Origin of the sequence: Streptococcus sp. Marseille-Q5619 (assembly GCF_946901205.1) — a bacterium.
Lineage (GTDB): Bacteria > Bacillota > Bacilli > Lactobacillales > Streptococcaceae > Streptococcus.
In genome coordinates this window covers 233530-260413 of sequence record NZ_CAMPPO010000004.1, presented here as the reverse complement: position 1 = coordinate 260413, position 26884 = coordinate 233530, and the positions used below count along the sequence as shown (strand labels likewise).

The 26884-nt window shown below is 39.9% G+C and carries 27 protein-coding genes and 1 pseudogene; 19 read left to right on the top strand and 9 right to left on the bottom strand.

The window, feature by feature from the left end:
• Positions 1 to 15: 15 nt before the first annotated feature.
• A complete protein-coding gene (locus OC530_RS06695) occupies positions 16 to 1902 on the top strand; it encodes a sucrose-specific PTS transporter subunit IIBC (protein ID WP_188109845.1) in 1887 nt (628 codons plus the stop codon).
• A 149-nt stretch (positions 1903 to 2051) separates the two neighbouring features.
• Complete coding sequence (gene scrK / locus OC530_RS06690; RefSeq protein ID WP_000164310.1) at positions 2052 to 2939, top strand: fructokinase ScrK; 888 nt, start codon at positions 2052 to 2054, stop codon at positions 2937 to 2939.
• A 319-nt stretch (positions 2940 to 3258) separates the two neighbouring features.
• Here scrK and OC530_RS06685 read toward each other — a convergent pair whose 3' ends face one another.
• Both OC530_RS06685 and OC530_RS06680 read right to left on the bottom strand, forming a co-directional pair.
• Positions 3259 to 3876, bottom strand: coding sequence for a TVP38/TMEM64 family protein (locus OC530_RS06685; RefSeq protein WP_000076168.1), 618 nt, complete (start codon positions 3874 to 3876; stop codon positions 3259 to 3261).
• A 401-nt stretch (positions 3877 to 4277) separates the two neighbouring features.
• Positions 4278 to 4568: pseudogene (locus OC530_RS06680) on the bottom strand (IS30 family transposase); the annotation flags it as partial.
• 336 nt (positions 4569 to 4904) lie between these two features.
• Between OC530_RS06680 and OC530_RS06675 the strand changes: the two are divergent.
• From OC530_RS06675 to OC530_RS06660, 3 genes are all read left to right on the top strand, one after another.
• Positions 4905 to 5798, top strand: coding sequence for an ABC transporter ATP-binding protein (locus tag OC530_RS06675; RefSeq protein ID WP_112443875.1), 894 nt, complete (start codon positions 4905 to 4907; stop codon positions 5796 to 5798).
• Entirely contained in the window at positions 5795 to 6994 is a 1200-nt protein-coding gene (locus OC530_RS06670; RefSeq protein WP_112443876.1) for an ABC transporter permease, read from the top strand. Before OC530_RS06675 ends, OC530_RS06670 begins: the two co-directional genes overlap by 4 nt.
• An 800-nt stretch (positions 6995 to 7794) precedes the next feature.
• Positions 7795 to 7941 (top strand): hypothetical protein, encoded by a 147-nt coding sequence (locus OC530_RS06660; protein ID WP_225904800.1) that lies wholly within the window; start codon positions 7795 to 7797, stop codon positions 7939 to 7941.
• Here the strand turns inward: OC530_RS06660 and OC530_RS06655 are convergent.
• The 6 genes from OC530_RS06655 to OC530_RS06630 form a co-directional block, all read right to left on the bottom strand.
• Entirely contained in the window at positions 7938 to 8633 is a 696-nt protein-coding gene (locus OC530_RS06655) for an LrgB family protein (RefSeq protein ID WP_001288943.1), read from the bottom strand. The genes OC530_RS06660 and OC530_RS06655 overlap by 4 nt on opposite strands.
• Positions 8630 to 9004 carry a CidA/LrgA family protein gene (locus tag OC530_RS06650; protein WP_000781325.1) on the bottom strand — a complete coding sequence of 125 codons (375 nt, stop codon included), beginning with the start codon at positions 9002 to 9004 and terminating at the stop codon, positions 8630 to 8632. The genes OC530_RS06655 and OC530_RS06650 overlap by 4 nt, the downstream gene beginning before the upstream one ends.
• 184 nt (positions 9005 to 9188) lie before the next feature.
• Positions 9189 to 10736, bottom strand: coding sequence for an ABC transporter ATP-binding protein (locus tag OC530_RS06645; RefSeq protein WP_262080712.1), 1548 nt, complete (start codon positions 10734 to 10736; stop codon positions 9189 to 9191).
• A gap of 138 nt (positions 10737 to 10874) precedes the next feature.
• A complete protein-coding gene (locus OC530_RS06640) occupies positions 10875 to 11642 on the bottom strand; it encodes a hypothetical protein (protein ID WP_112443879.1) in 768 nt (255 codons plus the stop codon).
• Between the two features lie 16 nt (positions 11643 to 11658).
• On the bottom strand, positions 11659 to 12354 hold the full coding sequence (locus OC530_RS06635) for an ABC transporter ATP-binding protein (RefSeq protein ID WP_112443880.1): 696 nt from the start codon (positions 12352 to 12354) through the stop codon (positions 11659 to 11661).
• 4 nt (positions 12355 to 12358) lie between these two features.
• Complete coding sequence (locus OC530_RS06630) at positions 12359 to 12724, bottom strand: GntR family transcriptional regulator (RefSeq protein ID WP_000119149.1); 366 nt, start codon at positions 12722 to 12724, stop codon at positions 12359 to 12361.
• A gap of 140 nt (positions 12725 to 12864) precedes the next feature.
• On the opposite strand from OC530_RS06630, the gene nrdR reads away from it, so the two are divergent.
• The 6 genes from nrdR (at position 12865) to OC530_RS06600 (ending at position 17871) form a co-directional block, all read left to right on the top strand.
• Positions 12865 to 13338, top strand: coding sequence for a transcriptional regulator NrdR (gene nrdR / locus OC530_RS06625; RefSeq protein ID WP_001203672.1), 474 nt, complete (start codon positions 12865 to 12867; stop codon positions 13336 to 13338).
• The gene (locus OC530_RS06620) at positions 13339 to 14508 is read left to right on the top strand and encodes a replication initiation and membrane attachment family protein (RefSeq protein ID WP_112443881.1); all 1170 of its coding nucleotides are present in this window, start codon (positions 13339 to 13341) and stop codon (positions 14506 to 14508) included. It begins immediately after the preceding gene.
• Positions 14509 to 15405, top strand: a complete 897-nt coding sequence (gene dnaI / locus OC530_RS06615; RefSeq protein ID WP_112443882.1) for a primosomal protein DnaI — start codon at positions 14509 to 14511, stop codon at positions 15403 to 15405.
• On the top strand, positions 15402 to 16115 hold the full coding sequence (locus OC530_RS06610; protein WP_112443883.1) for an NADPH-dependent oxidoreductase: 714 nt from the start codon (positions 15402 to 15404) through the stop codon (positions 16113 to 16115). Before dnaI ends, OC530_RS06610 begins: the two co-directional genes overlap by 4 nt.
• 13 nt (positions 16116 to 16128) lie before the next feature.
• A complete protein-coding gene (der, locus tag OC530_RS06605; protein WP_001207696.1) occupies positions 16129 to 17439 on the top strand; it encodes a ribosome biogenesis GTPase Der in 1311 nt (436 codons plus the stop codon).
• Between the two features lie 81 nt (positions 17440 to 17520).
• Positions 17521 to 17871 carry a hypothetical protein gene (locus tag OC530_RS06600; RefSeq protein WP_262080703.1) on the top strand — a complete coding sequence of 117 codons (351 nt, stop codon included), beginning with the start codon at positions 17521 to 17523 and terminating at the stop codon, positions 17869 to 17871.
• A 221-nt stretch (positions 17872 to 18092) separates the two neighbouring features.
• On the opposite strand, the gene rgg1518 is transcribed toward OC530_RS06600, so the two are convergent.
• Positions 18093 to 18944: an Rgg/GadR/MutR family transcriptional regulator Rgg1518 gene (gene rgg1518 / locus OC530_RS06595; RefSeq protein ID WP_001267149.1), complete on the bottom strand. Its 852-nt coding sequence runs from the start codon at positions 18942 to 18944 to the stop codon at positions 18093 to 18095.
• A gap of 336 nt (positions 18945 to 19280) precedes the next feature.
• On the opposite strand from rgg1518, the gene OC530_RS06590 reads away from it, so the two are divergent.
• The 8 genes from OC530_RS06590 (at position 19281) to OC530_RS06555 (ending at position 26879) form a co-directional block, all read left to right on the top strand.
• Positions 19281 to 19673, top strand: coding sequence for a hypothetical protein (locus tag OC530_RS06590; RefSeq protein WP_000850412.1), 393 nt, complete (start codon positions 19281 to 19283; stop codon positions 19671 to 19673).
• Positions 19674 to 19694: 21 nt separating this feature from the next.
• Positions 19695 to 20486, top strand: a complete 792-nt coding sequence (locus OC530_RS06585) for a hypothetical protein (protein ID WP_000701267.1) — start codon at positions 19695 to 19697, stop codon at positions 20484 to 20486.
• Complete coding sequence (locus OC530_RS06580) at positions 20479 to 21120, top strand: hypothetical protein (protein ID WP_000475785.1); 642 nt, start codon at positions 20479 to 20481, stop codon at positions 21118 to 21120. Before OC530_RS06585 ends, OC530_RS06580 begins: the two co-directional genes overlap by 8 nt.
• A 3-nt stretch (positions 21121 to 21123) precedes the next feature.
• Positions 21124 to 21774: an ATP-binding cassette domain-containing protein gene (locus OC530_RS06575; protein ID WP_001235271.1), complete on the top strand. Its 651-nt coding sequence runs from the start codon at positions 21124 to 21126 to the stop codon at positions 21772 to 21774.
• 10 nt (positions 21775 to 21784) lie between these two features.
• Positions 21785 to 22075 carry a hypothetical protein gene (locus OC530_RS06570; RefSeq protein ID WP_000940698.1) on the top strand — a complete coding sequence of 97 codons (291 nt, stop codon included), beginning with the start codon at positions 21785 to 21787 and terminating at the stop codon, positions 22073 to 22075.
• Positions 22076 to 22220: 145 nt separating this feature from the next.
• A complete protein-coding gene (gene secA / locus OC530_RS06565) occupies positions 22221 to 24734 on the top strand; it encodes a preprotein translocase subunit SecA (protein ID WP_262080702.1) in 2514 nt (837 codons plus the stop codon).
• A gap of 80 nt (positions 24735 to 24814) precedes the next feature.
• Complete coding sequence (locus OC530_RS06560) at positions 24815 to 25846, top strand: 3-deoxy-7-phosphoheptulonate synthase (protein WP_000232192.1); 1032 nt, start codon at positions 24815 to 24817, stop codon at positions 25844 to 25846.
• 1 nt (position 25847) lies between these two features.
• The gene (locus OC530_RS06555; RefSeq protein ID WP_262080701.1) at positions 25848 to 26879 is read left to right on the top strand and encodes a 3-deoxy-7-phosphoheptulonate synthase; all 1032 of its coding nucleotides are present in this window, start codon (positions 25848 to 25850) and stop codon (positions 26877 to 26879) included.
• Positions 26880 to 26884: the final 5 nt, after the last annotated feature.

The window sequence follows — 26884 nt, the reverse complement described above, 5'->3', positions numbered from 1 at the left end:
AGGAGATTTTTGCAAATGAACAATCAGGAAATTGCAAAAAAAGTCATCGATGCCTTGGGCGGACGTGAAAATGTCAACAGTGTAGCTCACTGTGCGACTCGTCTTCGTGTCATGGTCAAAGATGAAGGAAAAATCAATAAAGAAGTGATTGAGAACTTGGAAAAAGTTCAAGGTGCTTTCTTTAACTCAGGTCAATACCAAATCATCTTTGGTACAGGTACAGTTAACAAAATGTACGATGAAGTTGTTGCGCTTGGCTTGCCAACATCATCTAAAGCTGACATGAAAGCAGAAGCTGCTAAACAAGGGAACTGGTTCCAACGTGCTATCCGTACTTTCGGTGACGTTTTCGTTCCAATCATCCCAGTTATTGTAGCGACAGGTCTCTTCATGGGTGTGCGTGGTCTTTTCAACGCTCTTGAAATGCCACTTCCAGGTGACTTTGCAACTTACACACAAATCTTGACAGATACGGCCTTCATCATCTTGCCAGGTTTGGTTGTGTGGTCAACCTTCCGTGTATTTGGTGGAAATCCTGCCGTTGGTATCGTTCTTGGTATGATGCTTGTTTCTGGCTCACTTCCAAACGCTTGGGCAGTCGCTTCAGGTGGTGAAGTAACAGCTATGAACTTCTTTGGTTTCATCCCTGTTGTTGGTTTGCAAGGTTCTGTTCTTCCAGCCTTCATCATCGGGGTTGTCGGAGCTAAATTTGAAAAAGCTGTCCGCAAGGTTGTTCCAGATGTCATTGACCTTTTGGTAACGCCATTCGTGACACTTTTGGTCATGTCTATCCTTGGACTCTTTGTCATCGGACCAGTCTTCCACGTAGTTGAAAACTACATCCTTATCGCTACAAAAGCGATCCTCAGCATGCCATTTGGTCTTGGTGGTTTCTTGATTGGTGGGGTTCACCAATTGATCGTCGTGTCAGGTGTGCACCACATCTTCAACTTGCTTGAAGTTCAATTGCTTGCTGCTGACCATGCTAACCCATTCAACGCTATCATCACAGCTGCTATGACAGCTCAAGGTGCTGCGACTGTTGCGGTTGGTGTTAAAACTAAAAATCCAAAACTAAAAACACTTGCTTTCCCAGCTGCTCTTTCTGCCTTCCTAGGTATTACAGAGCCTGCTATCTTCGGGGTTAACTTGCGCTTCCGTAAACCATTCTTCCTTTCATTGATTGCTGGTGCAATCGGTGGTGGATTGGCTTCTATCCTTGGACTTGCTGGTACTGGTAATGGTATCACCATCATCCCTGGTACAATGCTTTATGTTGGTAACGGACAACTTGCCCAATACCTTCTCATGGTAGCTGTATCATTTGCCCTTGGTTTTGCTCTTACTTACATGTTTGGTTACGAGGACGAAGAAGAAGTTACTACTGAAGCGACGACAGAACGTTTGGTCCAAGAAGAAACAACTGGTAATATTCCAGCAGCTCTTCAAAATGAAACACTTGTAACTCCTATCGTCGGTGATGTTGTAGCTCTTGCTGATGTTAATGACCCAGTCTTCTCAAGTGGAGCTATGGGACAAGGTATCGCTGTGAAGCCAAGTCAAGGTGTGGTATATGCACCAGCTGATGCTGAAGTTTCAATCGCCTTTCCAACAGGACACGCTTTTGGTTTGAAAACAACTGATGGTGCTGAAGTCTTGATCCACGTTGGTATCGACACTGTAACAATGAACGGTGAAGGTTTTGAAGCAAAAGTTGCTCAAGGTGACAAGGTGAAAGCTGGCGATGTTCTTGGAACATTTGACTTAAACAAAATCGCTGCAGTTGGTCTTGATGATACAACAATGGTTATCGTTACAAACACAGCTGACTACGCTTCAGTAGCTCCAGTCGCAACAGGTTCAGTTGCGAAGGGGGATGCTGTGATCGAAGTGAAAATCTAATCAATCCTCTCTAATGTGAAAACGAACAAATGACATGTTTGTTCGTTTTTGCTTGAATGGTAAGATTTACAGAGGAAAATCTAAAAAATAGAGAAATTTAGACTTTCGAAATATGCTATAATAAAGAAAATAAAAACAAGAGGTTTATCATGACAAAATTATATGGAAGCTTGGAAGCGGGCGGTACAAAGTTTGTCTGTGCTGTCGGTGATGAAAACTTTAACGTTGTAGAAAAAACACAATTTCCAACAACAACTCCAATCGAAACAATCGATAAAACCATTGAGTTCTTCTCAAAATTCGACAACCTTGCTGGTCTTGCAGTTGGTTCATTTGGTCCGATTGATATTGATAAAAACTCAAAAACTTATGGCTTTATCACGACGACTCCAAAACCAAACTGGGCAAATGTGGACTTGCTTGGTGCCCTTCGTCGCGCCCTCAACGTGCCAATGTACTTCACAACCGACGTAAACAGCTCTGCCTATGGTGAAGTGGTTGCCCGTAACAATGCGGGTGGTCGTATCGAAAACTTGGTTTACTACACAATCGGTACAGGTATCGGTGCAGGTGTTATCCAACGTGGTGAGTTTATCGGTGGTGTGGGTCACCCTGAAATGGGTCATTATTATGTTGCTAGACACCCAATGGATATTGAAAAAGAGTTTAAGGGTGTTTGTCCTTTCCATAAGGGATGTCTGGAAGGCTATGCAGCTGGTCCAAGTTTGGAAGCTCGTACAGGTGTTCGTGGGGAAAACATTGAACTCAACAACCCTGTTTGGGATGTTCAAGCCTACTATATCGCTCAAGCTGCGGTTAATGCGACAGTGACTTTCCGCCCAGACGTGATTGTCTTTGGTGGAGGGGTCATGGCTCAACAACACATGCTGGACCGTGTCCGTGAGAAATTTACATCTCTTCTCAATGGCTACCTACCAGTACCTGATGTGCGTGATTACATCGTGACGCCAGCAGTCGCAGGAAATGGTTCTGCTACTCTTGGAAACTTTGTCCTTGCAAAAGAAGTTTCAAAATAAAGCACAAAATCCGCTTGGGAAACCAAACGGATTTTGTGGTTGCAAATAATATTTTTGAGCCTTTCCTTAAGTGATTACGGACGGTAGCGACTTTCTTCGAAATTCCATACCTAAACTTTGAGCCTAATGTCTCAAAGTTTCCGAATACCTGAAACCATTAGATTTCAGGTGTTTCTATCACGGCGGAAAGGCTAGGTAAGTCCTCGCCTTACTATCGAAAAATATGCATGATTTCCATACCAAAGTATATTTAGTATTAAGCTATAGTTAATCTACGCTTTAAAAATCCACTTGGGAAACCAAACGGATTTTTTACGTGTCAAAGCATTTGCCAGAAAAAGTCAATAATATAGGTCAGACCGTAGGTATAAACCACGAGAGTAAAGGGTTTGGTCAGAATGATGATGGTCATATAGCGCTTGAAACTCATCTTGGTCAGGGCAGCCAGCATACAGAGAAAGTCAGCTGGACTAATGGGCCAAATCATCATAAAGATAAAGAAACGGTCAAAACGATTGCCCTTGTCCAACCAGCCGATGTACTTGTCATAGGTGCGCTTGCTGACGACAGACTGGACAAAGGCAGCCCCATAGAGGCGCACCAGATAAAAGATAATGGCACAGCCAATCACGATACCGATATAGTTGTAGATTGTCCCGATGATGTGACCGTAGATAAAGACCCCAGCTACCGAGGTCAAGGCCCCAGGAATGATAGGGACGACCGTTTGTAAAATCTGTAAAAAGATAAAGAGGGGTGGCCCCCAGATGCCTGCCTGCTGGATAAAGGCAGAGAGGGTTTCCTTAGACTGTAAAATCCCAGCCTGATAAGCCCAAATACAGAAAATCAAACTCCCAACCCCACCGACAATCGATGAGATATTGATAACTTGCTGCAGAAGGGGAGAAACAGCTTTCATTTGTTTATCCTGTGACATGTAAACTCCTCATAGATAGTATATTTCTACTATACCATATTTTGGAGGAGAAAGGGGGAATGAGTGTTTTTGATGAGGAATGGATAGTGAATAGTCCTTCGAGACTTAGAATAGGTCCGTTCCCTAAAGTTTACATGTATTCTAGGTTTAGAATAATCGCAATTACATAAATTTAAAAGCATTCTAAGTTTCGAATAGCTTATCTGAGATAATTTTGATGCATTCGAGCTTTCGAATAGTCATATTCCCTAAAGTTTAGATGTATTCTGAAGCTAGAAAAGCTAAAATCTAAAAATAATAAGGGTCTCTATCTGATGGATGTAATTTATGTCTAGTATGAATCCTTTGAATCGTTAGTTAATTTTAATATGAATCAGTTCTGAAATAATTACTAAATATAGTTAGATGGTGAATGAATTATTGCTAAATTTCGAGTTCAAGTTAGCCATCCAGAAGTCTTCTCTAGGCGACTTGTAGTTCAAGCATTTTTTAGGATAGTTGTTAATCCATTTTTCGATGAATGCGATTTCTTTGGGAGTCGTTTTCTTAGTTCCCTTAGGCTTAGGTAACCATCTACGAATAAGCCTGTTGTGATTCTCATTAGTTCCCCTTTCCCAAGAGGTATAGGGATGTGCATAGTAGATATGTTCCTTAGAAAACATATCGGACAGGCGGTTGAATTCCGTTCCGTCCATTAGTAGATAAAGGATTACTCCTTCTTGAAATGACAGATGAACTTGTTTCTTATAAAAAATGTTGTCAAGAAATTATTCGCTTTTTTCCAGAAGTTTTAGAGGAAGAGAACTTTATGGGGAAAAAGGAGTTACTCAAATAACAATTCAGGATCAAAAATAGACAGTTGAGGAGCAGAGTGGATAAATTAAGTTTGCTACTGTATAATGGATTTATCACTAAAAACGCTCCATGCCATATTTTACATAGCATTAGTCTTCTAAAAATGGACAGAAATCATTGTAAAGGCTATCAAAAAAGAGTATAATGAGTGAAAGAAATTTCGGAGGTTAAAGATGCTAGAAGTAAGAAGTCTAGAGAAAAGTTTTGGATCCAAGCAAGTTTTGTTTGGTATTGACTTTCAAGCGCGACCAGGTCGTATTTTGGGACTAGTCGGAAAAAATGGTGCTGGGAAGACAACGATTTTCCACAGTATTTTGAAGTTTTTAGAATATCAAGGAGAAATTAGTCTTGATAATCAGGATATTCGTCAGGAGACCTACACTCGGATTGGCTATCTGCCTGAAGAACGCAGTCTCATGCCTAAATTGACAGTTCTTGAACAAGTTCGCTATTTGGCGACTCTAAAAGGTATGGATGCCAAGGAGGTCAAGGAAAAACTCCCTCAATGGATGAAGAAGTTGGAAGTGAAAGGGAAGCTGACTGATAAAATCAAGAGTCTGTCAAAAGGAAATCAGCAGAAGATTCAGCTTATTATTACTCTGATTCATGAACCAGACTTGATTATCTTGGATGAGCCTTTCAGTGGCTTGGATCCAGTCAATACTGAATTGCTCAAGCAAGTCATCTTTCAGGAAAAAGAACGTGGGGCAACCATTATCTTTTCTGACCATGTTATGACCAACGTCGAGGAACTTTGTGACGATATTCTCATGATCCGAGATGGCCGTGTGGTCTTGCATGGACCAGTTCAGGATGTCCGCAATCAATACGGGAAAACGCGTCTCTTTGTTGCAAGTGAACGAAGCAAGGAAGAACTGGAAAAACTTCCTCATGTTAAACAGGTGAGCTTGACCAAACAAGGCAGTTGGAAATTGATTTTGGAGGATGAGAGCGCTGGAAGGGAACTCTTCCCAATCTTGACTCAGGGGCAATATATCGCAACCTTTGACCAACAAGCGCCGACAATCGATGAAATCTTTAAACTAGAATCAGGGGTGGAAGTATGAGAAATATGTGGGTTGTAATCAAGGAAACCTATCTTCGACATGTCAAATCGTGGAGTTTCTTCTTTATGGTGATTTCGCCGTTCCTCTTTTTAGGAATCTTTGTAGGAATTGGGCATCTTCAAGGCTCTTCAATGGCTAAAAATAATAAAGTGGCAGTAGTGACAACAGTGCCATCTGTGGCAGAAGGACTGAAGAATGTAAATGGTATTAACTTTGACTATAAAGACGAAGCAAGTGCCAAAGAAGCGATTAAAGATGAAAAATTAAAAGGCTATTTGACTATTGATCAAGAAGATAGTGTTCTAAAGGCAGTTTATCATGGCGAAACATCGCTTGAAAATGGAATTAAATTTGCAGTTACAGGTACACTCAATGAGCTGCAAAATCAGCTTAATCGTTCAACGGCCTCCTTGTCTCAAGAGCAGGAAAAACGCTTAGCGCAGACAGTTCAATTCACAGAAAAGATTGATGAAGCCAAGGAAAATAAAAAGTTTATTCAAACAATTGCAGCAGGCGCCTTAGGATTCTTTCTTTATATGATTCTGATTACCTATGCGGGTGTGACGGCTCAGGAAGTTGCCAGTGAAAAAGGCACCAAAATTATGGAAGTCGTTTTTTCTAGCATAAGGGCAAGTCACTATTTCTATGCGCGGATGATGGCTCTATTTCTAGTGATTTTAACGCATATTGGGATTTATGTTGTAGGTGGTATCGCTGCCATTCTGTTATTTAAAGATTTGCCATTCTTGGCTCAGTCTGGTGTTTTAGATCACTTGGGAGATGCTTTCTCACTGAATACCTTGCTCTTTATTTTGGTTAGTCTCTTTATGTACGTCGTCTTGGCGGCCTTTCTAGGTTCTATGGTTTCTCGTCCGGAGGACGCAGGAAAAGCCTTGTCGCCTTTGATGATTTTGATTATGGGTGGTTTTTTTGGAGTGACAGCTCTGGGTGCAGCTGGTGACAATCTCATCTTGAAGATTGGTTCTTATATTCCCTTTATTTCGACCTTCTTCATGCCATTTAGAACCATTAATGGCTATGCAGGGGGAGCAGAAGCATGGATTTCGCTAGCTATTACAGTGATTTTTGCGGTGGTAGCAACAGGATTTATCGGACGCATGTATGCTAGTCTCGTTCTGCAAACAGATGATTTAGGAATCTGGAAAACCTTTAAACGTGCCTTAGCTTATAAATAGAAGAGCCTCGCGAAAGCGAGGTTTTTTAGAGATGAAAAGAGTGGAATCACGAACCTAATTACTTACACATTATGTAAATAGGTTACTTGAAAACTTGATTGTATAGTGAACTGAATCTGGAATAGGATAATATTGCTTCTAAAACATTCTTATAAATTGATTTGAATTCCAAAATCCCATCGTTTTCCGTTCTTATTTCATTTTGCGATATAGTGAAAGGAAATAAGTCAGCTCACAAAAAACGCATACTACCAGGATTTTTCAAGACCTGATAGTATGCGTTTTTTGATTGTGAAGACTTTTCATCCAGCCTCTTTATGTGATAAAGTATCTTTAATATTCAATGGAAATCAGACTGGGAAGTTAGCGGAAGGATCTTCGAAACTATGTTTTGAGGTTTAGGAACTGACCAAGTCAGTAACATATACACACTAAGGACAAGCTGACGTGGTTTGAAGAGTATAAAAATCTGTTTCGTAAGCATCTAATAATAGGGTATTTTGATAGTGTAATCATTTGGATAAGCATTATAGTATAGTGATATGAAGTGATATGAAATCAACTAAACTAAATAAGAAATATAGATTATCAAAACTCTTTTAAAAGATTGCATTAAATCTAAATAACATAGACGTCTTCAGCGTGTGCTGTCTCATCTTATGCGAAAATCTTATAAGGAGAGTATAGAAAATCTCGATTGTAATCAACTAACTGATTGGAGAAATGTATAAATATGAGAAGTTAGACCCCCATATCACTACCATAATGAGATTGCTCGAATTCCTTGCTTTTTATACTCAATGAAAATCAAAGAGAAAACTAGGAAACTAGCCGCAGGTTGCTCAAAACAGTGTTTTGAGGTTGTGGATAGAACTGACGAAGTCAGTAACCATACCTACGGCGAGGCGACGTTGACGCGGTTTGAAGAGATTTTCGAAGAGTATTAACTCAATATCAAACTGGCTACGATAGGGCTGACAAAGACATAGAGAATACCAGTGACACCGATAGCCAAACCACCCATAGCTCCTGCTACAGAGCCGTATCGGAAGGCTGTCCCTGTTCCGACTGCATGGCCTGTTCCTCCAAGGGAAAGACCAACAGCTACTGGATCGTCAATTTTCAACCACTTCAAAAGGGTTGGTCCGATGACACTGGTTAAAATCCCAGTCGCCACTACAACCACCAAGGTCACGGTCGTCAGACCTTGCAATTTTTCTGTAATTCCTACTGCCATGGCGGTTGTTACTGACTTAGGAAAGAGAGAAATGGCTAGGAAAAAGTCCATTCCAAATATTTTTGCCACAAGGGCTGTGAAAGAGGTATTGACCACTACTGCTAACAGACTACCAAAGAGAATACTCCGAGCATGGTGCTTCATCAGGTGAAAACTCTTATAAAGCGGAATCCCTAGAGCCACTGTAGACGGAACAATCAAGTTGTTCAGATAAACCCCACCTTGGTAGTAATCTTGGTAAGAAATACCTGTCACCTTAAGAAAAATAATGATAAAAATAGCCGACAAAAGCAGGGGAGTTGTCAATGGATGGGGAAAACGTCTGTAAATCAGCATTCCCACTAGATAAGCTAGGATAGATAGGGCAAGCCCGAACAGGGGATTGGAAACAAATTCACTCATTTGGCATCTCCTTTCTCATAATCTCCCTCAAATCGTCTCTTGATAAACTGAACCACCAAGGCAATAAGGATAATATTGATGACTGCTGCAAAAAAGACAATCAAAACAATGGGCAAAAGATAGGGAGCAATCACATCAAACTTCTCCATGATTCCCACTGCTGGCGGTAAAAAGAGAATGGTCATATTGGCCAGCAAGAAATTCCCAACCATGTTGACATGTCTGGTTCTCAGCCACTTGAACTGCAGGGCTAGAAAGAGAATAATCAAACCGATAATACTGCCTGGTATGGGCAAATGAAAGAAACTAGAGATCCCCTCTCCGATTAGAGAAATCACAAAGAGAATCATTAATTGAACATATAATTTCATCCTAAACTCCACGAAATAGACTTCTTGAATACCAGTTTACTCTTTTTTCAGAAAATTTCAAGGAAATGCACAAGGGATAATGAAAATTAAAGAACAAACTAGAAAGTCAGCTGCATGTTGCTCAAAGCAAAGTGTTGGGTTTGTAGGTCAAACTGACATAGTTTGAAGCGATTTTCGAAGAATACTACTTTTCTTTGCTTAAGTGAATGACTTGGTCATAGTGCTTTAAGTCCTCTTCTGTGTAGTGGTGAATGACTTCAATGACTGTTTGAGGTAGGGAGAAGAGCAAGTCGCTAATTTTTCTGCTATTTTCCGAGTCAAGATTGGCCTTGATTTCATCTGCTAAGATGAGTTGGCTATCATGGTAGAGGGCGCGGGCGATTTCAAGGCGTTGTTTCTCGCCACCAGATAGACTGTCATTGCTAAGTGTTCGATTTTTCAAATGTTCTAATCCTGTTTTTTTGAGGATGTGATTTAAAGTCTCTTTATTTTTATTCAATCCCAGAAGGATATTGTCTTCCAGAGATAGCGTGTCAAAGTAATGGCTATCTTGGAGGATATAGGAACTAAAGCTTGTGATTTCTTTACGTGACAGGTTTTGACCAGCAAAGCTAATCTGTCCACTTGTTGGTGTCTCTTCTCCATGAATGATATTGAGCAGGGTTGTTTTACCAGAGCCACTTTCCCCGATAATGGCAATTTTTTCTCCTTGCTTGATATGCATGGAAATCGGAGACAGGAGGATATTTCCATCTTTTTCAAGGCAGATGTTGTCAAGTTGGATGGGGAAAATATTTTCTATGCTTCTAGGCGAGATGAAGTTAGACTGGCCCAAAAGTTTTTGGTATTTGTTGAGAAGAGTTCGAGTCGCTTTTCGGGTGTTGGTAAAGTAGGCCAACTCTTGGAATTGATAGCCAATATTATGGGAAACCAGATAGATGGCCACAAAACTCGCCGCATCTAAATAATTATAGTAGGTCATAAAGCCACCGATGACGATAGGTGTGACAGAACAAAAGGCATCGATGCCATTGATCAAGAGACTGTTTAAAGTGCGTTGCTTTTCATAGTTGATTTCGGCATCTAGACTGGTTTGTAATTGCTTTTGATAGCGAGCAAAAAAGTAGTCTTGCCCATGATAATGGCGAATTTGTTGGCTACCGCCAATAAAATTTGTCAAGCTTGCTAAGTAGCTCTGGTTAACAGTGGACCGCTTTTCAGAAAGTGAATCCAAACGCTTTGATCCGATCGCACTGCAGAGTACAGGAAAGGAGTAGAAGAGGATGAAAATCAAGCCCAAGTAAAAATTGGTCCATAGGGCATAGAGAATGGACACAGTTGTGAAGCCAAGAGAAGAAATGATGATAACCGTTGGCTCAATATAGCTTTCTTCTAGTTGCTTGACGTCGTTTTCTAGGTTGGACAAAATATCCTTTTCATCAATCTCATAACTGTTTAAAAATCGCTTGAAAATAGCACTCTTGATTCCATATTTGAAATCAGTAATCAAACGAGCGTAGTAATAGCGTTTCCCAGCTAAACCCAGTAAGAGGATGAGATTACCAAGGATTCCTAAAATCAAAACTTTCCAAAGAAGGCCTAGTTCTTGATTGGTAAAACTAGCAACAATATTTTGAACAAGGGCTGGTGTGATAATTGCTTCCAGCCAAGTAATGGCAATAGAAAAGAAGTAAAGTAAGAGGTGTTTCTTAGTAACAAATCTTCTCAGCATAAAGACTTAACCTCCTTATCAATATACATGTAATCAGTTTTAAAGTCATTATACTCCTTTTTGTTAAATACTTCATATAAAAATGTAAGTCCTGAGAACGAAAAAAGTCTAGCGAGTTATTGTCGCTAGACTTTAAAACTATTGCAAATTAACCTTGTTTCTCAAGATATAGTAGGTTCCGAGGTAAAAGATAGCTATGAAAATGAGTTCTTCAACAATACTTATACTTGCTCCCATATAGAAATGGTCATTGAGTCCTACAAGTGAATTGACATAGAAATTAGAACTAAGATTGAAGGAAAGTTCAATAAATCCAATGACGATTTGGATACCAATGTAGGCTGCAACAGCGAGTGCTGTACGGTATTCATTGAAAAGCTGTCCAATGGAAATAGCCAAGTAGATGCAGAGTATACTGGAAATGGTATTTAGTAGGAAGGATATACCTGTAAGAAAGATCTGAGGGAGATGTGTTTCTACAAATGTAATCACATAAGAAAGAGGGATCCATTCTGAAGCCGTTATGGTCACAATAATAACAGCACTTAGAGCTAGGACAGCAGTGCTAATCAACGACCAGATAAAGGCACCGATTAGTTTGGTTGTGATGATATGGTGTTCAGAAACTGGCAAGGTCAAAGTCAGATAGCCTTGTCGGTCATAGACACTGCCTTTAAAGCGTTTAATGATTAAGAAAAGAGTTGAAATCCCAAGTGTAATCATCAAGCCACCAAAGACGAGGGCTAGAAAAAGTAGCATAGTAGGTTGACTTTCTTTGACAGGCAGATTGTTATAGGTCTGTGCTTGTATCCCGATAAGGGCAGAAAGGACTAGCACGGCTGCGTAGAGGGCTAAATACCACTTGTTAACATTTTTAAATTCGTAGCGAACTAAATTCCAAAACATAAATAATCTCCTTTGCTTAGGCCTTAAATTCCTGACGGAAGAGTTGGTCAATGGATTCACCCGACTCATAGCGAATATCGTCTACATTGCCTTGACGAACGACTTTTCCGTCTTTGAGGAAGACAATTTCATCCAAGATTGGCTCGATATCTGAAATCAAGTGGGTAGAAATCAAAACGGTAGAAGTTGGTGAGTAGTTGTTGATGATGGTATTGAGGATATAATCACGGGCTGCTGGGTCCACCCCACCAATGGGTTCGTCCAGAACATAGAGGCGAGCATCACGGCTCATAACCAAAATCAGTTGTACCTTTTCCTTGTTTCCTTTTGATAGTTTCTTGAGACGACTATTTTCATCAATGCCTAGGTCTGCAAGCAGATGATGGGCGCGTTCAAGATTAAAATCTTTATAGAAGGTCTTGAAGTAGGTTAGGGCTTCTTTGACCTTCATTTGCTCATTGAGATAGGTTGTATCTGGCAAATAAGCTACGATGGCCTTGGTTGCTGGACTTGGGTCCATGTCGTTGATAAGGACGCGTCCTTGATCTGGTTGCAAGAGGGCATTGATTAGTTTAATCAGGGTTGTTTTTCCTGAGCCGTTTGGGCCAAGGAGACCAACAATTTTTCCAGCTGGGATCTCAAGGGAAACATTTTCAAGGGCTGGTGTTGCTCCATAAGATTTGGATACATTTTCAAATGCTAATAATGACATAGGCTTAAACTCCTTTAATATAATCGCCGACTACGCCTGGTAGTTCTTCTTTTTCATAGCCAAAATGGGTCATGGAGGAAACGAAGTGTTCCAATTCTTCTTCCGATAATTGTTTGCGCGATTGGGCGATTAGCTCCTTATCCTCAGTTACGAATCGTCCAGTTGTGCGCTTGCTGTAGACAAATCCTTCTCGTTCGAGGTCTGACAAGGCTCTTTGGATGGTGTTTGGATTGACCCCTGCCTCGCTAGCTAGCTCTCTCACGGTCGGAAGTTGTTGATTGGGTTCCAGTGTATGGGAAACAATCTGAAGCTTGATTTTCTCCATAATCTGTAAATAGATGGGTTTTTTGTTGTCAAATGTCCAGGACATCTTGGTCTCCTTTCTTTTTATCTATTTGTCTTAATTAAATAATACAACAAAACAAAAAACTTGTCAAGCAAAAAGAAGAATTGTTTTGGGAATCGTTTAAAAAATGGTATAATGAAAAGAAAACGATAAGGAGGGAAAGGATGCGTTGTCCAAAATGTGGGGCTACCAAGTCAAGTGTTATCGATAGTCGCCAAGCAGAAGAAGGGAACACTATTCGTAGAAGACGTGAGTGCGATGAATGCCAGCACCGTTTTACAACCTACGAACGAGTAGAAGAAAGAACCTTAGTGGTTGTTAAAAAAGATGGCACACGGGAACAATTCTCCAGAGATAAAATCTTTAATGGGATTATCCGCTCAGCCCAGAAACGTCCTGTGTCAAGTGATGAAATCAACATGGTAGTCAATCGTATCGAACAGAAACTCCGTGGTCGAAATGAAAACGAAATTCAAAGTGAGGACATTGGTTCACTCGTCATGGAGGAGTTGGCTGAATTGGATGAGATTACCTATGTACGTTTTGCCAGTGTCTATCGTAGTTTTAAGGATGTCAGTGAGTTAGAGAGCTTACTCCAACAAATCACCCAGTCCTCTAAAAAGAAAAAGGAAAGATAAATGAAGCCAATTGACCGTTTTTCTTATCTAAAGAATAATCGGGTGTCGCAAGATACCTCATCTCTGGTACAGTGCTACCTCCCGATTATCGGTCAGGAGGCACTGAGCCTTTATCTTTATACAATCAGTTTTTGGGATAATGGCAGAAAGGAATACCTCTTTTCAAGTATTCTCAACCATCTCAATTTTGGAATGGATAGATTGATAAAAGCCCTGAAAATCCTATCTGCTTTCAATCTCTTGACCCTCTATCAAAAGGGGGAAGTTTATCAGCTAGCCCTCCATGCTCCTCTTTCGAGTCAGGATTTTTTGGAACACCCTGTTTATCGTAGACTCTTGGAAAAAAAGATTGGCGATGCAGCTGTGGAGGATTTGAAAGTTGAGAGTGCTGAGGGAGAAGAAATACCTATCTCGCTCAATCAAGTCTTTCCAGATTTGGAAGAACTGGGAAGTCAAGAAGACCTTAGTCTCAAGAAGAAAGTGGCCAACGATTTTGACTTGGACCATTTTCGTCAGCTTATGGCTAGAGATGGCCTTCGCTTTGCGGATGAGCAGTCCGATGTCTTAAACCTCTTTGCCATTGCCGAGGAGAAGAAATGGACTTGGTTTGAGACCTATCAATTGGCTAAGTCAACAGCTGTTTCCCAGGTCATTTCAACCAAACGCATGCGGGAAAAAATCGCTCAAAAACCGATTTCTTCTGATTTTAGTCCTAAGGAAGCAACCATTATCAAGGAAGCAAAAAGTAAAACTGCCCTGCAGTTCTTGGCAGAAATCAAGCAAACACGTAAGGGAACCATTACCCAAACAGAAAGAGAACTCTTGCAACAGATGGCTGGCTTGGGCTTGCTGGACGAAGTCATCAATATCATTCTCTTATTGACCTTTAATAAGGTGGATTCAGCAAACATCAATGAGAAATATGCCATGAAAGTGGCCAATGACTATGCCTATCAAAAGATACATTCGGCAGAAGAGGCAGTCTTGCGCATCCGTGAGAGAGGGCAGAAGAATCAGGCTCAAAAGGCTAGTAAACCGAGTCCTACCAAGTCCAATGTACCCAAGTGGAGCAATCCAGATTATAAGAATGAAACCAGCGAGGAAACTCGTCTGGAACTAGAACGTAAGAAACAAGAACTATTAGCTCGATTAGAAAAAGGAGGAGATTAGATGGAAAGTGTCGGAGACGTACTCAAACGTCAACCTAGCCGTTTTCATTATCAAGATTTGGTTCAGAAAATCATGAAGGACCCTGATGTTGCGGCCTTTATCCAGCAAGAATCCTTGACTCCAGAGGAATTGAAACGCAGTATCTCCAAGTTTAATCAGTACATCACCGAGCGTGATAAGTTTCTTCGTGGTGATACGGATTATATTGCCAAAGGCTACAAGCCTATACTAGTCATGAATCATGGCTATGCGGACGTTTCTTATGAAGAAACTCCTGAACTAATTGCGGCGGAAAAAGAAGCGGCTATTAAGAACCGTCTCAAGTTAATCAATCTGCCAGCCAGTCTCAGGAAAGCTAGTTTGGCTCAAGTAGACTTGGATGATTTGGGGCGCTTACCAGTTTTTGAAAAGTTATTAGCATTCGTGGAGCAATATCCAGCTATTCGAAAAGGTCTTTACTTGTATGGAGACTTTGGTGTGGGTAAAAGTTTCATGGTGGCTGCCTTAGCTCATGATTTATCAGAAAAACGTGGTGTTTCCTCCACTCTTCTCCACTATCCTAGCTTTGTCATTGATGTCAAAAATGCTATTAGTGATGGTAATGTCAAGACCTTGGTAGATGAGATTAAACTGTCTGAAGTCCTGATTTTAGATGATATTGGTGCCGAGCAATCAACAGCTTGGGTGCGTGACGAAATCCTGCAGGTCATTCTCCAATATCGGATGCAGGAAAATTTACCGACCTTTTTCACATCCAACTTCAACTTTGAAGATTTGGAGAAGCATTTTGCTAAAGGGAAGAATGGAAATGACGAAACCTGGGAAGCCAGACGGGTCATGGAACGCATCCGTTATTTGGCTGAGGAGACTCGTTTAGAAGGAGTAAACCGTCGATGACAGAAACGATTAAACTGATGAAAGCTCATAAGTCTGTTCGAAGATTTAAGGAGCAAATCCTTCCTCAGGAAGACTTGACTGAAATCCTGACAGCGGCCCAAATGGCCTCGTCTTGGAAGAATTTCCAATCCTACTCTGTGATTGTGGTACGAAGTCAAGAGAAGAAAGATGCCTTGTATGAATTGGTACCTCAAGAAGCCATTCGTCAGTCAGCTGTTTTCCTCCTCTTTGTCGGAGACTTGAACCGAGCAGAAAAGGGAGCCCAACTTCATACTGATACCTTCCAACCTCAAGGTGTAGAAAGTCTCTTGATTAGTTCGGTCGATGCAGCTCTTGCTGGTCAAAATGCCCTGCTGGCAGCTGAAAGCTTGGGCTATGGTGGTGTCATTATTGGCTTGGTGCGTTACAAGTCAGAAGAAGTTGCAGAACTTTTTAACCTGCCTGACTACACCTATCCTGTCTTTGGGATGGCACTAGGTGTGCCAAATCAACATCATGATGTGAAGCCAAGACTACCACTGGAGAATGTTGTCTTTGAGGAAGAATATCAGGAACAAACAGTTGATGTGATTGAGGCTTATGACCGTGTACAGGCTGACTATGCTGGGGCGCGTGCGACCACAAGCTGGAGTCAGCGCCTAGCAGAACAGTTTGGTCAAGCTGAACCAAGCTCAACTAGAAAAAATCTTGAACAGAAGAAGTTATTGTAGAAAGTGAGAAATTATGGCCCTACCAACTATTGCCATTGTAGGACGTCCCAATGTTGGGAAATCAACCCTATTTAATCGGATCGCTGGTGAGCGAATCTCCATTGTAGAAGATGTCGAAGGAGTGACACGTGACCGTATCTATGCAACGGGTGAGTGGCTCAATCGTTCCTTTAGCATGATTGATACAGGAGGAATCGATGATGTCGATGCTCCTTTCATGGAACAAATCAAGCACCAGGCAGAAATTGCCATGGAAGAAGCAGATGTTATCGTCTTTGTCGTGTCTGGTAAGGAAGGAATTACTGATGCAGATGAATACGTAGCCCGTAAGCTTTATAAGACCCACAAACCAGTTATCCTCGCAGTCAACAAGGTGGACAACCCTGAGATGCGAAATGATATCTATGATTTCTATGCTCTCGGTTTGGGTGAACCACTGCCTATCTCATCTGTCCATGGTATCGGTACAGGAGATGTGCTAGATGCCATCGTAGAAAATCTTCCAAATGAATATGAGGAAGAAAACCCGGATGTCATTAAGTTTAGCTTGATTGGTCGTCCCAACGTTGGAAAATCAAGCTTGATTAACGCTATCTTGGGAGAAGACCGTGTCATTGCCAGTCCAGTTGCTGGAACAACACGTGACGCCATTGATACCCACTTTACAGATACAGATGGTCAAGAGTTTACCATGATTGATACGGCAGGTATGCGTAAGTCTGGTAAGGTTTATGAAAATACTGAGAAATACTCTGTTATGCGTGCCATGCGTGCTATTGACCGTTCAGATGTGGTCTTAATGGTCATCAATGCGGAAGAAGGCATTCGTGAATACGACAAGCGTATCGCAGGATTTGCCCATGAAGCTGGTAAAGGAATGATTATCGTGGTCAACAAGTGGGATACACTTGAAAAAGACAACCACACTATGAAAAACTGGGAAGAAGATATCCGTGAGCAGTTCCAATACCTGCCTTACGCACCGATTATCTTTGTATCAGCCTTGACTAAGCAACGTCTCCACAAACTTCCTGAGATGATCAAGCAAATCAGTGAAAGTCAAAACACACGTATCCCATCAGCTGTATTGAACGATGTGATTATGGATGCTATTGCCATCAACCCAACACCGACAGACAAAGGGAAACGTCTCAAGATTTTTTATGCGACCCAAGTGGCAACCAAACCACCAACCTTTGTTATCTTTGTCAACGAAGAAGAACTCATGCACTTTTCTTACCTACGTTTTTTGGAAAATCAAATCCGCAAGGCCTTTGTCTTTGAGGGAACTCCAATCCATCTCATCGCAAGAAAGCGTAAATAAAAAAGTAGAATCTGGAATGACATTTCCAGATTTTTTTGATATAATAAAATAATAGAAAACGCTATCAAAAAGGAGGTGTCGATGAAACATTTGTTTAAATTTATAATCTTATTTCCCTGGTTTTACTTTTTTAGCTGGATTGAAAAGGATAATAGAGAAAGTAAATTTTTCCCAATTTTTTACTATTTTTACTGGTTTTACATCCCTCTCTATGCTCTTTTTAGCCTTGCTTGGACAGTTATTTCAGTTCTGTTTTTCAATATCGTCTTGAGAAATTTGACAGATATCAAGTTATGGGGCATTTGGTTTCTTTTTATTCTGCTAGCTATTGGTCTGAATAGGTTAACTTATTCCTGTTTCAAAAAAATGCTTCGCTTGAGACAGGAGCTAGGGAAGTCTAAAGGCGTGAATAAAGAAAGGGGGAGGAACTAAAAAATGACTGTATCTATGATTTATTTACGGAGCTATAGATACAGTCATTTTTATTTTAATCATGAAACTTGAGAGAAGTATTCGTCTTATATCGTAGATTGAATCTGGAATAATACAATACAACTTATAAAACATTGGTATAAAATGCTTTAGATCCCCTGATTGATTCGTTCACATTCTATTCCAATCTACTACAATAAAACGATAAGAATTATTATAAATTATAGGTTTGAAAAATCATTAATTTCTTTTTCGAGTATTTTAACTAATGACTCTTCTTTGGTTAGTCGTAATAAGGTTATTCCTTTATCAATCAAATCGGAATTATGTTGTAGTATTCCCAAGCGTACTTGAGAAAATCCAAGAATATCGTATATTTTTAATTCTTCTGCTAATACCAAAAGTTGTAGGGTGATTGTTTCACATTCTTTGAATAAATGATGTTGAAAATATACAGTGGAGAGATTGGCTAAAAAAGATGATAAAAATACTTTTGTTTCTCGGAAGTATTTATATTTCTCGATGGTTTTCATAATTCTATCAATAAGAAGGGGAAGATTTTCAGAAGGAAAGAAAAAGAGAATGGTTCCAAGCAATTTCAAATCACTAATGTACCATGTATCCATAGGTTCAAGATAGTCCCAAATTTCTTCAGACAAATCTTTCAAGACGTGGTTGTTTTTGAATCCTTTAGTTCGTAACTCTGTGACAATTTTTGTATGACGATAGATATTTTGAATAGGAACATCGTGATGTGTCTTAAGATATTTTTGACATTTATCAGTAAGTTCAACCATTTTTCTAGTATCCTGAAGAATAGATGGATTTTGGCTCTCTACAATAATATCTCGTCTTTCACTAGGGTGGTATTCGTTGCATATATACTTGAATTCTGCTAAGCTCATATCAATTTGTTCAAGAAGAAATACCATGTTTTCAAAACTGGGAATAACTTTACCATGTTCAATATTTGTTAGAGTTGTTCGATGTATGACTTGTCCACATACATCTTGTTGGGTCAATCCTTTTGACTTTCGAATTTCTTTAAAAATTTGTCCATAATCCCATCTCATATTGTTCCTCCTAGGTAAATGTGAATATTTTCTACATTTATAAAAAACGTAGAAAAAGGTGGTATTATTATATCAAAAAGGAGGGAAAAAGTCATGGGCTTTAAAAAATATTTGAAGAATTTACCGAAAAACTCTGGATTTATTATATCTTTGATTTGGAGTTGGATTCAACTTATCTGGTTTGAAACGTGGTTTTGGGGATAAAGAAATTAGAGTCCATACATAATTAAGTAAAGGAGGAATTTGTATGATATACCATCGTTTAGAATAAGTCTATATTTAAAATAGAAGTTATAAGGAATCTTCTTGAATAAAAAATGAAAGGAAACAGAAAAAATGAAAACTAAAAAATTATTGAAAATGGTTATTCCTGTTTTAATGATAAGTGCTGTTGGAACTACTTTCGTAGAAGCAAATCAGATAGGTGCTTTTAGTAATTTTGTTATTACTACCAGTTATAAGAGAACAGGTTATTTGACCAAAGAAAATGAAGGTGCGGAATATATCATGAACTTAAATCCTTGTAGAAATTTACATCCCATGACTGTTAAGCATCGTATAGTAAATTCTAATGGAGAAGCTCGTAGTGGAGAATCGTTAACAACCTGTGGTACTCGTTCAACTCATGGTAATTGGGCAACGGTTGGCTATGTTTATGCAGCAGATATGGCAAGACAAAATTGGTGGGATTTATCAGCTGCCATTTCAGGTAGTTGGTCACCAAATTAATTCGTAAAGTAGGTATAATTTATGAAGATTCCTCTCTTAACTTTGGCAAGGCATAAATTTGTTTATGTCTTGCTTACTTTGCTTTTTCTTGCTTTGGTTTATCGTGATGTTTTGATGACTTATTTCTTTTTTGATATTCATGCGCCCGATCTAGCTAAATTCGATGGACAAGCAATTAAAAATGACTTATTAAAATCAGCATTAGATTTTCGTATTCTCCAGTTCAATCTAGGTTTTTATCAATCATTTATTATTCCAATCATCATTGTTTTGCTAGGTTTTCAATATATTGAGCTGAAAAATAAAGTTTTACGATTGAGTATTGGAAGAGAAGTGAGTTATCAAGGGTTAAAAAGAAAGTTGACTTTTCAACTTGCAAGTATCCCTTGTGTGATATATTTAGTGACTGTGCTGATAATTGCAATTTTAACTTATTTCTTTGGGACTTTTTCTCCTCTTGAATGGAATTCTCTATTTTCTGATGGGAGTAGTTTACAAAGGCTCCTAGATGGAGAGATAACAAGCTATTTGTTCTTTACTTGTGTCCTACTAATCGGTATTTTCATCAATGCAGTCTATTTTTTTAAAATAGTTGATTATTTAGGGAATGTGACTCGTTCGGCAATTGCCTATTTGATGTTTCTTTGGCTTGGTTCTATGATGCTCTATAGTATCTTGCCATACTATATGGTTCCTATGACGAGTTTGATGCAAGCTAGCTATGGGGATGTAAGTTTGATGAGACTCTTTACTCCTTATATCCTTTATATTGTCCCCTATATGGTACTTAAAAAATATGAAGATAATGTTTAAGAACTTTAACAATATTTGGCTAAAGAGAAAGATCGTTTTACTACTTCGTATAGTTCTGATGATGATTTTGATTAACTATCTATTGTCAATAGCGGTTCAAAAGCAGGATGTTTTTCTCTTTTTCAAGAGGGAATTGATTTCAATCTTTTCCTATAATGACTATTCTGAAGCGAATTTAGAAATCCCCAAACTCTTGTTAAATCTTTCGCTTTTCATGGTAGGATGGCTCTCTGTCATTTTACTTGAAACTGATTTGGCAGACCATTACCATCACTTGATCCGCTATCAATCAACCTCCTTTTTCGATTATACAAGGAAACGATTGGTTGTCATCTCTAAATTTTTTATTCAAGATTTATTTGTCTGGTTCCTTGGTTTACTTCCTCTAGGAATTCATTTCAAAACAGTCGCACTTTTCTTTTTACTTGCTCAGTTAATGATCTTGTACTTACTACTGTCTTATCTGATAGCACTTATTAGTGCGGGCGCTGGTTTTTCCTTTTTTCTCTATTTTTTAGCATTTGTGGGACAAGAATGGATGATGGATCATATTGTAACAGTGTATTTAGTACTCTTAAGTTTATTAGTTATGTTGATTGTTAGTCGCTTGGAAGAGAAATTTAAGAAAGGATAAACGATGAGACTTGAAATTATAAATGGACAGAAAATTTATGGGAAAAGACCTATTTTAAATGAGTTGAATCTGGTCTTTCAATCAGGAAATATTTATGGTCTTAAAGGTGATAATGGATCTGGTAAGACAGTTCTTTTAAAGATACTTGCTGGTTATATTAAGCTTGATAAAGGAAAAGTTCTTCAAGATGGGGAAGTCTATGGGATAAAAAATCATTATATTCAGGATGCAGGGGTTTTAATTGAAAAAGTCGAGTTTTTATCTCATTTATCCCTTAGAGAAAATTTGGAATTGTTAAGGTGTTTTTCATCTAAAGTTACGGAAAAAAGAATTGCCGATTGGATCCAATATTATGATTTACAGGAATTTGAAGACGTTGAGTACCGTCATTTATCCTTAGGAACGAAACAAAAAATGGCCTTGATTCAAGCCTTTATTGCCGAACCATCTATACTCTTTCTCGATGAACCTATGAATGCTTTAGATGAGAAGAGTGTGAGGTTAACCAAACAGGTCATTTTATCTTACCTGAAAAAAGAAAATAGTCTGGTTATCCTGACGTCACACATATCGGAAGATATTTCAGATCTTTGTACAGATGTATTAGTTGTCGAAAACGGACATATACAATATATAAAGGATATACAATCCTAGGAGGTAGCTTATGGCACATCTAAAATCATTTATTACACGCTATTCTAAGGTCTATATTGGTTTAGTTCTGTTGATCTGGATTGCTTTCTTCTTTCTTCCTTGGGGCAGTCCGATTCTGGGGGGGAAGATTGACCTCTTCAGCATACAGAAAGTCTTGCTAGTTTTTGGAATTCTGTCGATTTTGATGGCCTTGCTGTCCAAGAAAGTCAGTCTCTTTGTTTTTGGATTGATCTGCTGTTTTTCTCTTTGGATAAATCTATTTATCCTATTTGCGATTTTGCCGATTTTTGTTGGCAATTAAAGCATCATAAAAGTCAGAGAGGTTAGCTTGGAAACTAGCCTCTTTTTCCTTTTCAAAATGGGGATTCTTCCTTGAAAATAATCAGTAATTGTGCTAAAATTAAAAGAACATTCTAAAATATTCGGAATTTAAAGTAAGGAAAAACATGGCTAATATTTTAAAAACAATTATCGAAAATGATAAAGGAGAAATCCGTCGTCTGGAAAAGATGGCTGACAAGGTTTTCAAATACGAAGACCAAATGGCTGCTTTGACAGATGACCAACTAAAAGCAAAAACAGTTGAATTTAAAGAACGTTATCAAAATGGAGAATCGCTGGATTCATTGCTTTATGAAGCATTTGCGGTTGTCCGTGAGGGTGCCAAACGTGTCCTAGGTCTCTTCCCATATAAGGTTCAGGTCATGGGGGGAATCGTTCTTCACCATGGTGACGTGCCAGAAATGCGTACAGGGGAAGGGAAAACCTTGACTGCGACTATGCCCGTATACCTCAATGCCCTTTCAGGTAAAGGGGTTCACGTAGTTACGGTCAATGAGTACTTGTCAGAACGTGATGCGACTGAGATGGGTGAATTGTACTCATGGCTTGGTTTGTCAGTAGGGATTAACTTGGCTGCCAAATCTCCAATGGAGAAAAAAGAAGCCTATGAGTGTGATATTACCTACTCAACCAACTCAGAAATCGGATTTGACTACCTTCGTGACAACATGGTCGTTCGCGCTGAAAACATGGTACAACGTCCGCTTAACTATGCCTTGGTCGATGAGGTTGACTCTATCTTGATTGACGAGGCTCGTACACCTTTGATCGTATCAGGTGCTAATGCGGTTGAAACCAGTCAGCTCTATCACATGGCAGACCACTATGTAAAATCTTTGGACAAAGACGACTACATCATCGATGTGCAGTCTAAGACTATTGGTTTGTCTGATTCAGGGATTGACAAGGCTGAAAGCTACTTCAAACTTGAAAACCTCTATGACATCGAAAACGTAGCTCTTACTCACTTTATCGATAATGCCCTTCGTGCCAACTACATCATGCTTCTCGATATTGACTATGTTGTGAGCGAAGAACAAGAAATCTTGATCGTTGACCAATTTACAGGTCGTACTATGGAAGGTCGTCGTTATTCTGATGGATTGCACCAAGCCATTGAAGCCAAAGAAGGTGTGCCAATCCAGGATGAAACCAAGACATCTGCCTCAATCACTTACCAAAACCTTTTCCGTATGTACAAGAAATTGTCTGGTATGACGGGTACAGGTAAGACTGAGGAAGAAGAATTCCGTGAAATTTACAACATTCGTGTTATTCCAATCCCAACCAACCGTCCTGTTCAACGTATTGACCACTCAGACCTTCTTTATGCAAGTATCGAAGCTAAGTTTAAGGCGGTTGTCGAAGATGTTAAGGCTCGTTACCAAAAAGGTCAGCCTGTCTTGGTTGGTACAGTAGCGGTTGAAACTAGTGACTATATTTCTAAGAAATTGGTCGCAGCTGGCGTTCCTCACGAAGTCTTGAATGCCAAAAACCACTATAGAGAAGCCCAAATCATCATGAATGCTGGTCAACGTGGTGCTGTTACTATCGCAACCAACATGGCCGGTCGTGGTACCGACATCAAGCTTGGTGAAGGGGTTCGTGAACTTGGAGGACTTTGTGTTATTGGTACAGAGCGTCATGAAAGCCGTCGTATCGATAACCAGCTTCGTGGACGTTCAGGTCGTCAAGGAGACCCAGGTGAGTCACAATTCTACCTCTCTCTGGAAGATGACTTGATGAAACGTTTTGGTTCTGAACGCTTGAAGGGAATCTTTGAACGTCTCAACATGTCTGAAGAGGCCATTGAGTCTCGTATGTTGACGCGTCAGGTTGAGGCAGCGCAAAAACGTGTCGAAGGAAATAACTACGATACCCGTAAACAAGTCCTTCAATACGATGATGTCATGCGTGAACAACGTGAGATTATCTATGCTCAACGTTACGATGTCATCACTGCAGATCGTGACTTGGCACCTGAAATTCAGGCTATGATCAAACGCACGATTGAACGTGTCGTTGATGGTCATGCGCGTGCCAAACAAGATGAAAAACTAGAGGCAATTTTGAACTTTGCTAAGTACAACTTGCTTCCAGAAGATTCTATTACGATGGAAGACTTGTCAGGCTTGTCTGATAAGGCTATTAAGGAAGAACTCTTCCAACGTGCCTTGCAAGTTTACGATAGTCAGGTTTCAAAACTACGTGATGAAGAAGCAGTTAAAGAATTCCAAAAAGTCTTGATTCTACGAGTGGTGGATAACAAGTGGACAGATCATATCGATGCCCTCGATCAATTGCGTAACGCGGTTGGACTTCGTGGTTATGCTCAGAACAACCCTGTTGTTGAGTATCAGGCAGAAGGTTTCCGTATGTTTAATGACATGATTGGTTCGATTGAGTTTGATGTGACACGTTTGATGATGAAAGCACAAATTCATGAACAAGAAAGACCACAGGCAGAACGCCATATCAGTACAACAGCGACTCGTAATATTGCTGCCCACCAAGCAAGTATGCCAGAAGATTTGGATTTGAGCCAGATTGGACGCAATGAACTTTGCCCATGTGGTTCTGGTAAGAAGTTTAAAAACTGTCACGGAAAAAGACAATAAAATGAGATAGTTTAGAGGCGGATACCTTGTGAAAAGTAAATTTTTACTTGGTATCCGTTTGCTTTATAAGGAGATGAGTTATGGTATTTACAGCAAAAAGTCCTAAAATTAATATTGAAGAAGTTCGTGCCTTATCAAAATTAGAAGGCCAAGCTTTGGAGAGAAAATCACAGCGCGATCAAGAGCTAGAAGCCATTATACGTGGAGAAGACCAGCGGATTCTCTTGGTAATCGGGCCATGCTCATCTGATAATGAAGAAGCTGTCCTTGAATACGCTAAGCGTTTGGCAGTCCTACAAGAAGAAGTGGCAGACCGTATCTTTATGGTTATGCGTGTTTACACTGCTAAACCGCGTACCAACGGAGATGGCTACAAGGGCTTGATTCACCAGCCTAACGCGACAGAGGCGCCAAGCCTCATCAATGGAATCAAAGCCGTTCGTCATCTTCATTATCGTGTTATCACGGAAACTGGTATGACAACAGCTGATGAAATGCTTTATCCTGAAAATCTTCCGCTTGTGGATGATTTGATTTCTTACATGGCAGTTGGTGCCCGTTCAGTTGAAGACCAGCAACACCGCTTTGTGGCAAGTGGAGCAGATTTTGCGACTGGTTTTAAAAATCCAACATCTGGAAATCTCAATGTCATGTTTAATGGGATTTATGCTGCTCAAAACAAGCAAAGTTTCCTTTTCCTAGGAAAAGAAGTGGAAACAACTGGGAACCCGCTTTCGCATGCCATTCTTCGTGGTGCTCTTAATGAGTATGGAAAAAATATTCCCAACTACTATTATGACAATTTAATTGACACCATTGCCCAGTATGAGAAAATGGGCTTGGAAAATCCTTTTATCATCATTGATACCAATCATGACAATTCTGGTAAGCAGTATATGGAACAAATCCGAATTGTCCGCCAGACCTTGATTAATCGTGCTTGGAATGAAAAAATCAAGCAGTTCGTTCGTGGTTTTATGATTGAGTCTTATCTGGAAGATGGTCGACAAAATGAGCCAGAAGTATTTGGCAAGTCTATCACAGACCCTTGCCTTGGCTGGGAAAATACGGAAGCCCTCGTCAGAGAAATCTACCAAACGCTAGGAGAATAAGATGGCATTTATTGAAAAAGGTCAAGAAATAGATATTGAAGCAATCAAGGCAGAAACTCAATTGTCTGCGGAAGCCTTGCGACTAAAGGAGCGTCGTGATAGAGAATTGGCAGACATCATTTCAGGAGAAGATGACCGGATCCTTTTGGTGATTGGTCCTTGCTCTTCTGATAATGAAGAGGCTGTCTTGGAATACGCTCACCGTTTATCCGCCTTGCAAAAGAAGGTGGCGGACAAGATTTTCATAGTCATGCGTGTTTATACAGCTAAACCTCGTACCAACGGAGACGGCTATAAAGGCTTGGTTCACCAACCAGATACCTCTAAGGCTCCAAGCCTGATTAATGGTTTGCAGGCTGTTCGTCAGTTGCACTACCGCGTGATTACAGAGACTGGTTTGACAACGGCAGACGAGATGCTTTATCCATCAAATCTGGTCTTGGTAGATGATTTGGTCAGCTACCATGCTGTTGGAGCTCGTTCTGTGGAAGACCAAGAGCACCGCTTTGTGGCCTCAGGGATTGATGCACCGGTCGGGATGAAAAATCCAACTTCAGGAAATCTTGGAGTAATGTTTAACGGTATCTATGCCGCTCAAAACAAACAAACCTTCCTCTTCCATGGTCAAGAAGTTGAAACTTCAGGAAATCCCTTGGCCCACGTCATCCTCCGTGGAGCAGTTAATGAATATGGGAAAAATGAGCCTAACTTTTACTATGAAACCCTGCTAAATGCTATTGAGCGCTATGAAGCCATGGGACTTGAAAATCCCTTTATCCTCATTGATACCAACCATGATAACTCAGGAAAGCAATATATGGAACAGATTCGAATTGTCCGCCAGACCTTGCAAAATCGTGATTGGAACGAGAAAATCAAAAAGACGGTTCGAGGCTTTATGATTGAATCCTATCTAGCAGATGGTCGTCAAAATCAACCAGAGGTCTTTGGTTGCTCTATTACTGACCCTTGCCTAGGTTGGGAAAATACAGAGACCTTGGTAGAAGAAATCTATGCTACCTTAACAAAATAAGTGAA

Excerpts from the sequence above, each read along its gene's own strand:
- OC530_RS06655 (WP_001288943.1), bottom strand. The coding sequence starts at position 8,633 with ATGAGTGAATTTGTTTCCAATCCCCTGTTCGGGCTTGCCCTATCTATC.
- OC530_RS06630 (WP_000119149.1), bottom strand. The coding sequence starts at position 12,724 with ATGTCCTGGACATTTGACAACAAAAAACCCATCTATTTACAGATTATG.
- OC530_RS06670 (WP_112443876.1), top strand. The coding sequence starts at position 5,795 with ATGAGAAATATGTGGGTTGTAATCAAGGAAACCTATCTTCGACATGTC.
- OC530_RS06685 (WP_000076168.1), bottom strand. The coding sequence starts at position 3,876 with ATGTCACAGGATAAACAAATGAAAGCTGTTTCTCCCCTTCTGCAGCAA.
- OC530_RS06590 (WP_000850412.1), top strand. The coding sequence starts at position 19,281 with ATGAAAACTAAAAAATTATTGAAAATGGTTATTCCTGTTTTAATGATA.
- OC530_RS06650 (WP_000781325.1), bottom strand. The coding sequence starts at position 9,004 with ATGAAATTATATGTTCAATTAATGATTCTCTTTGTGATTTCTCTAATC.
- OC530_RS06695 (WP_188109845.1), top strand. The coding sequence starts at position 16 with ATGAACAATCAGGAAATTGCAAAAAAAGTCATCGATGCCTTGGGCGGA.
- OC530_RS06570 (WP_000940698.1), top strand. The coding sequence starts at position 21,785 with ATGGCACATCTAAAATCATTTATTACACGCTATTCTAAGGTCTATATT.
- OC530_RS06560 (WP_000232192.1), top strand. The coding sequence starts at position 24,815 with ATGGTATTTACAGCAAAAAGTCCTAAAATTAATATTGAAGAAGTTCGT.
- OC530_RS06640 (WP_112443879.1), bottom strand. The coding sequence starts at position 11,642 with ATGTTTTGGAATTTAGTTCGCTACGAATTTAAAAATGTTAACAAGTGG.
- OC530_RS06660 (WP_225904800.1), top strand. The coding sequence starts at position 7,795 with ATGAAAATCAAAGAGAAAACTAGGAAACTAGCCGCAGGTTGCTCAAAA.
- OC530_RS06675 (WP_112443875.1), top strand. The coding sequence starts at position 4,905 with ATGCTAGAAGTAAGAAGTCTAGAGAAAAGTTTTGGATCCAAGCAAGTT.
- OC530_RS06600 (WP_262080703.1), top strand. The coding sequence starts at position 17,521 with ATGAAACATTTGTTTAAATTTATAATCTTATTTCCCTGGTTTTACTTT.
- scrK (WP_000164310.1), top strand. The coding sequence starts at position 2,052 with ATGACAAAATTATATGGAAGCTTGGAAGCGGGCGGTACAAAGTTTGTC.
- secA (WP_262080702.1), top strand. The coding sequence starts at position 22,221 with ATGGCTAATATTTTAAAAACAATTATCGAAAATGATAAAGGAGAAATC.
- OC530_RS06575 (WP_001235271.1), top strand. The coding sequence starts at position 21,124 with ATGAGACTTGAAATTATAAATGGACAGAAAATTTATGGGAAAAGACCT.
- rgg1518 (WP_001267149.1), bottom strand. The coding sequence starts at position 18,944 with ATGAGATGGGATTATGGACAAATTTTTAAAGAAATTCGAAAGTCAAAA.
- OC530_RS06635 (WP_112443880.1), bottom strand. The coding sequence starts at position 12,354 with ATGTCATTATTAGCATTTGAAAATGTATCCAAATCTTATGGAGCAACA.
- OC530_RS06620 (WP_112443881.1), top strand. The coding sequence starts at position 13,339 with ATGAAGCCAATTGACCGTTTTTCTTATCTAAAGAATAATCGGGTGTCG.
- OC530_RS06610 (WP_112443883.1), top strand. The coding sequence starts at position 15,402 with ATGACAGAAACGATTAAACTGATGAAAGCTCATAAGTCTGTTCGAAGA.
- nrdR (WP_001203672.1), top strand. The coding sequence starts at position 12,865 with ATGCGTTGTCCAAAATGTGGGGCTACCAAGTCAAGTGTTATCGATAGT.
- OC530_RS06645 (WP_262080712.1), bottom strand. The coding sequence starts at position 10,736 with ATGCTGAGAAGATTTGTTACTAAGAAACACCTCTTACTTTACTTCTTT.
- OC530_RS06585 (WP_000701267.1), top strand. The coding sequence starts at position 19,695 with ATGAAGATTCCTCTCTTAACTTTGGCAAGGCATAAATTTGTTTATGTC.
- der (WP_001207696.1), top strand. The coding sequence starts at position 16,129 with ATGGCCCTACCAACTATTGCCATTGTAGGACGTCCCAATGTTGGGAAA.
- OC530_RS06555 (WP_262080701.1), top strand. The coding sequence starts at position 25,848 with ATGGCATTTATTGAAAAAGGTCAAGAAATAGATATTGAAGCAATCAAG.
- dnaI (WP_112443882.1), top strand. The coding sequence starts at position 14,509 with ATGGAAAGTGTCGGAGACGTACTCAAACGTCAACCTAGCCGTTTTCAT.
- OC530_RS06580 (WP_000475785.1), top strand. The coding sequence starts at position 20,479 with ATGTTTAAGAACTTTAACAATATTTGGCTAAAGAGAAAGATCGTTTTA.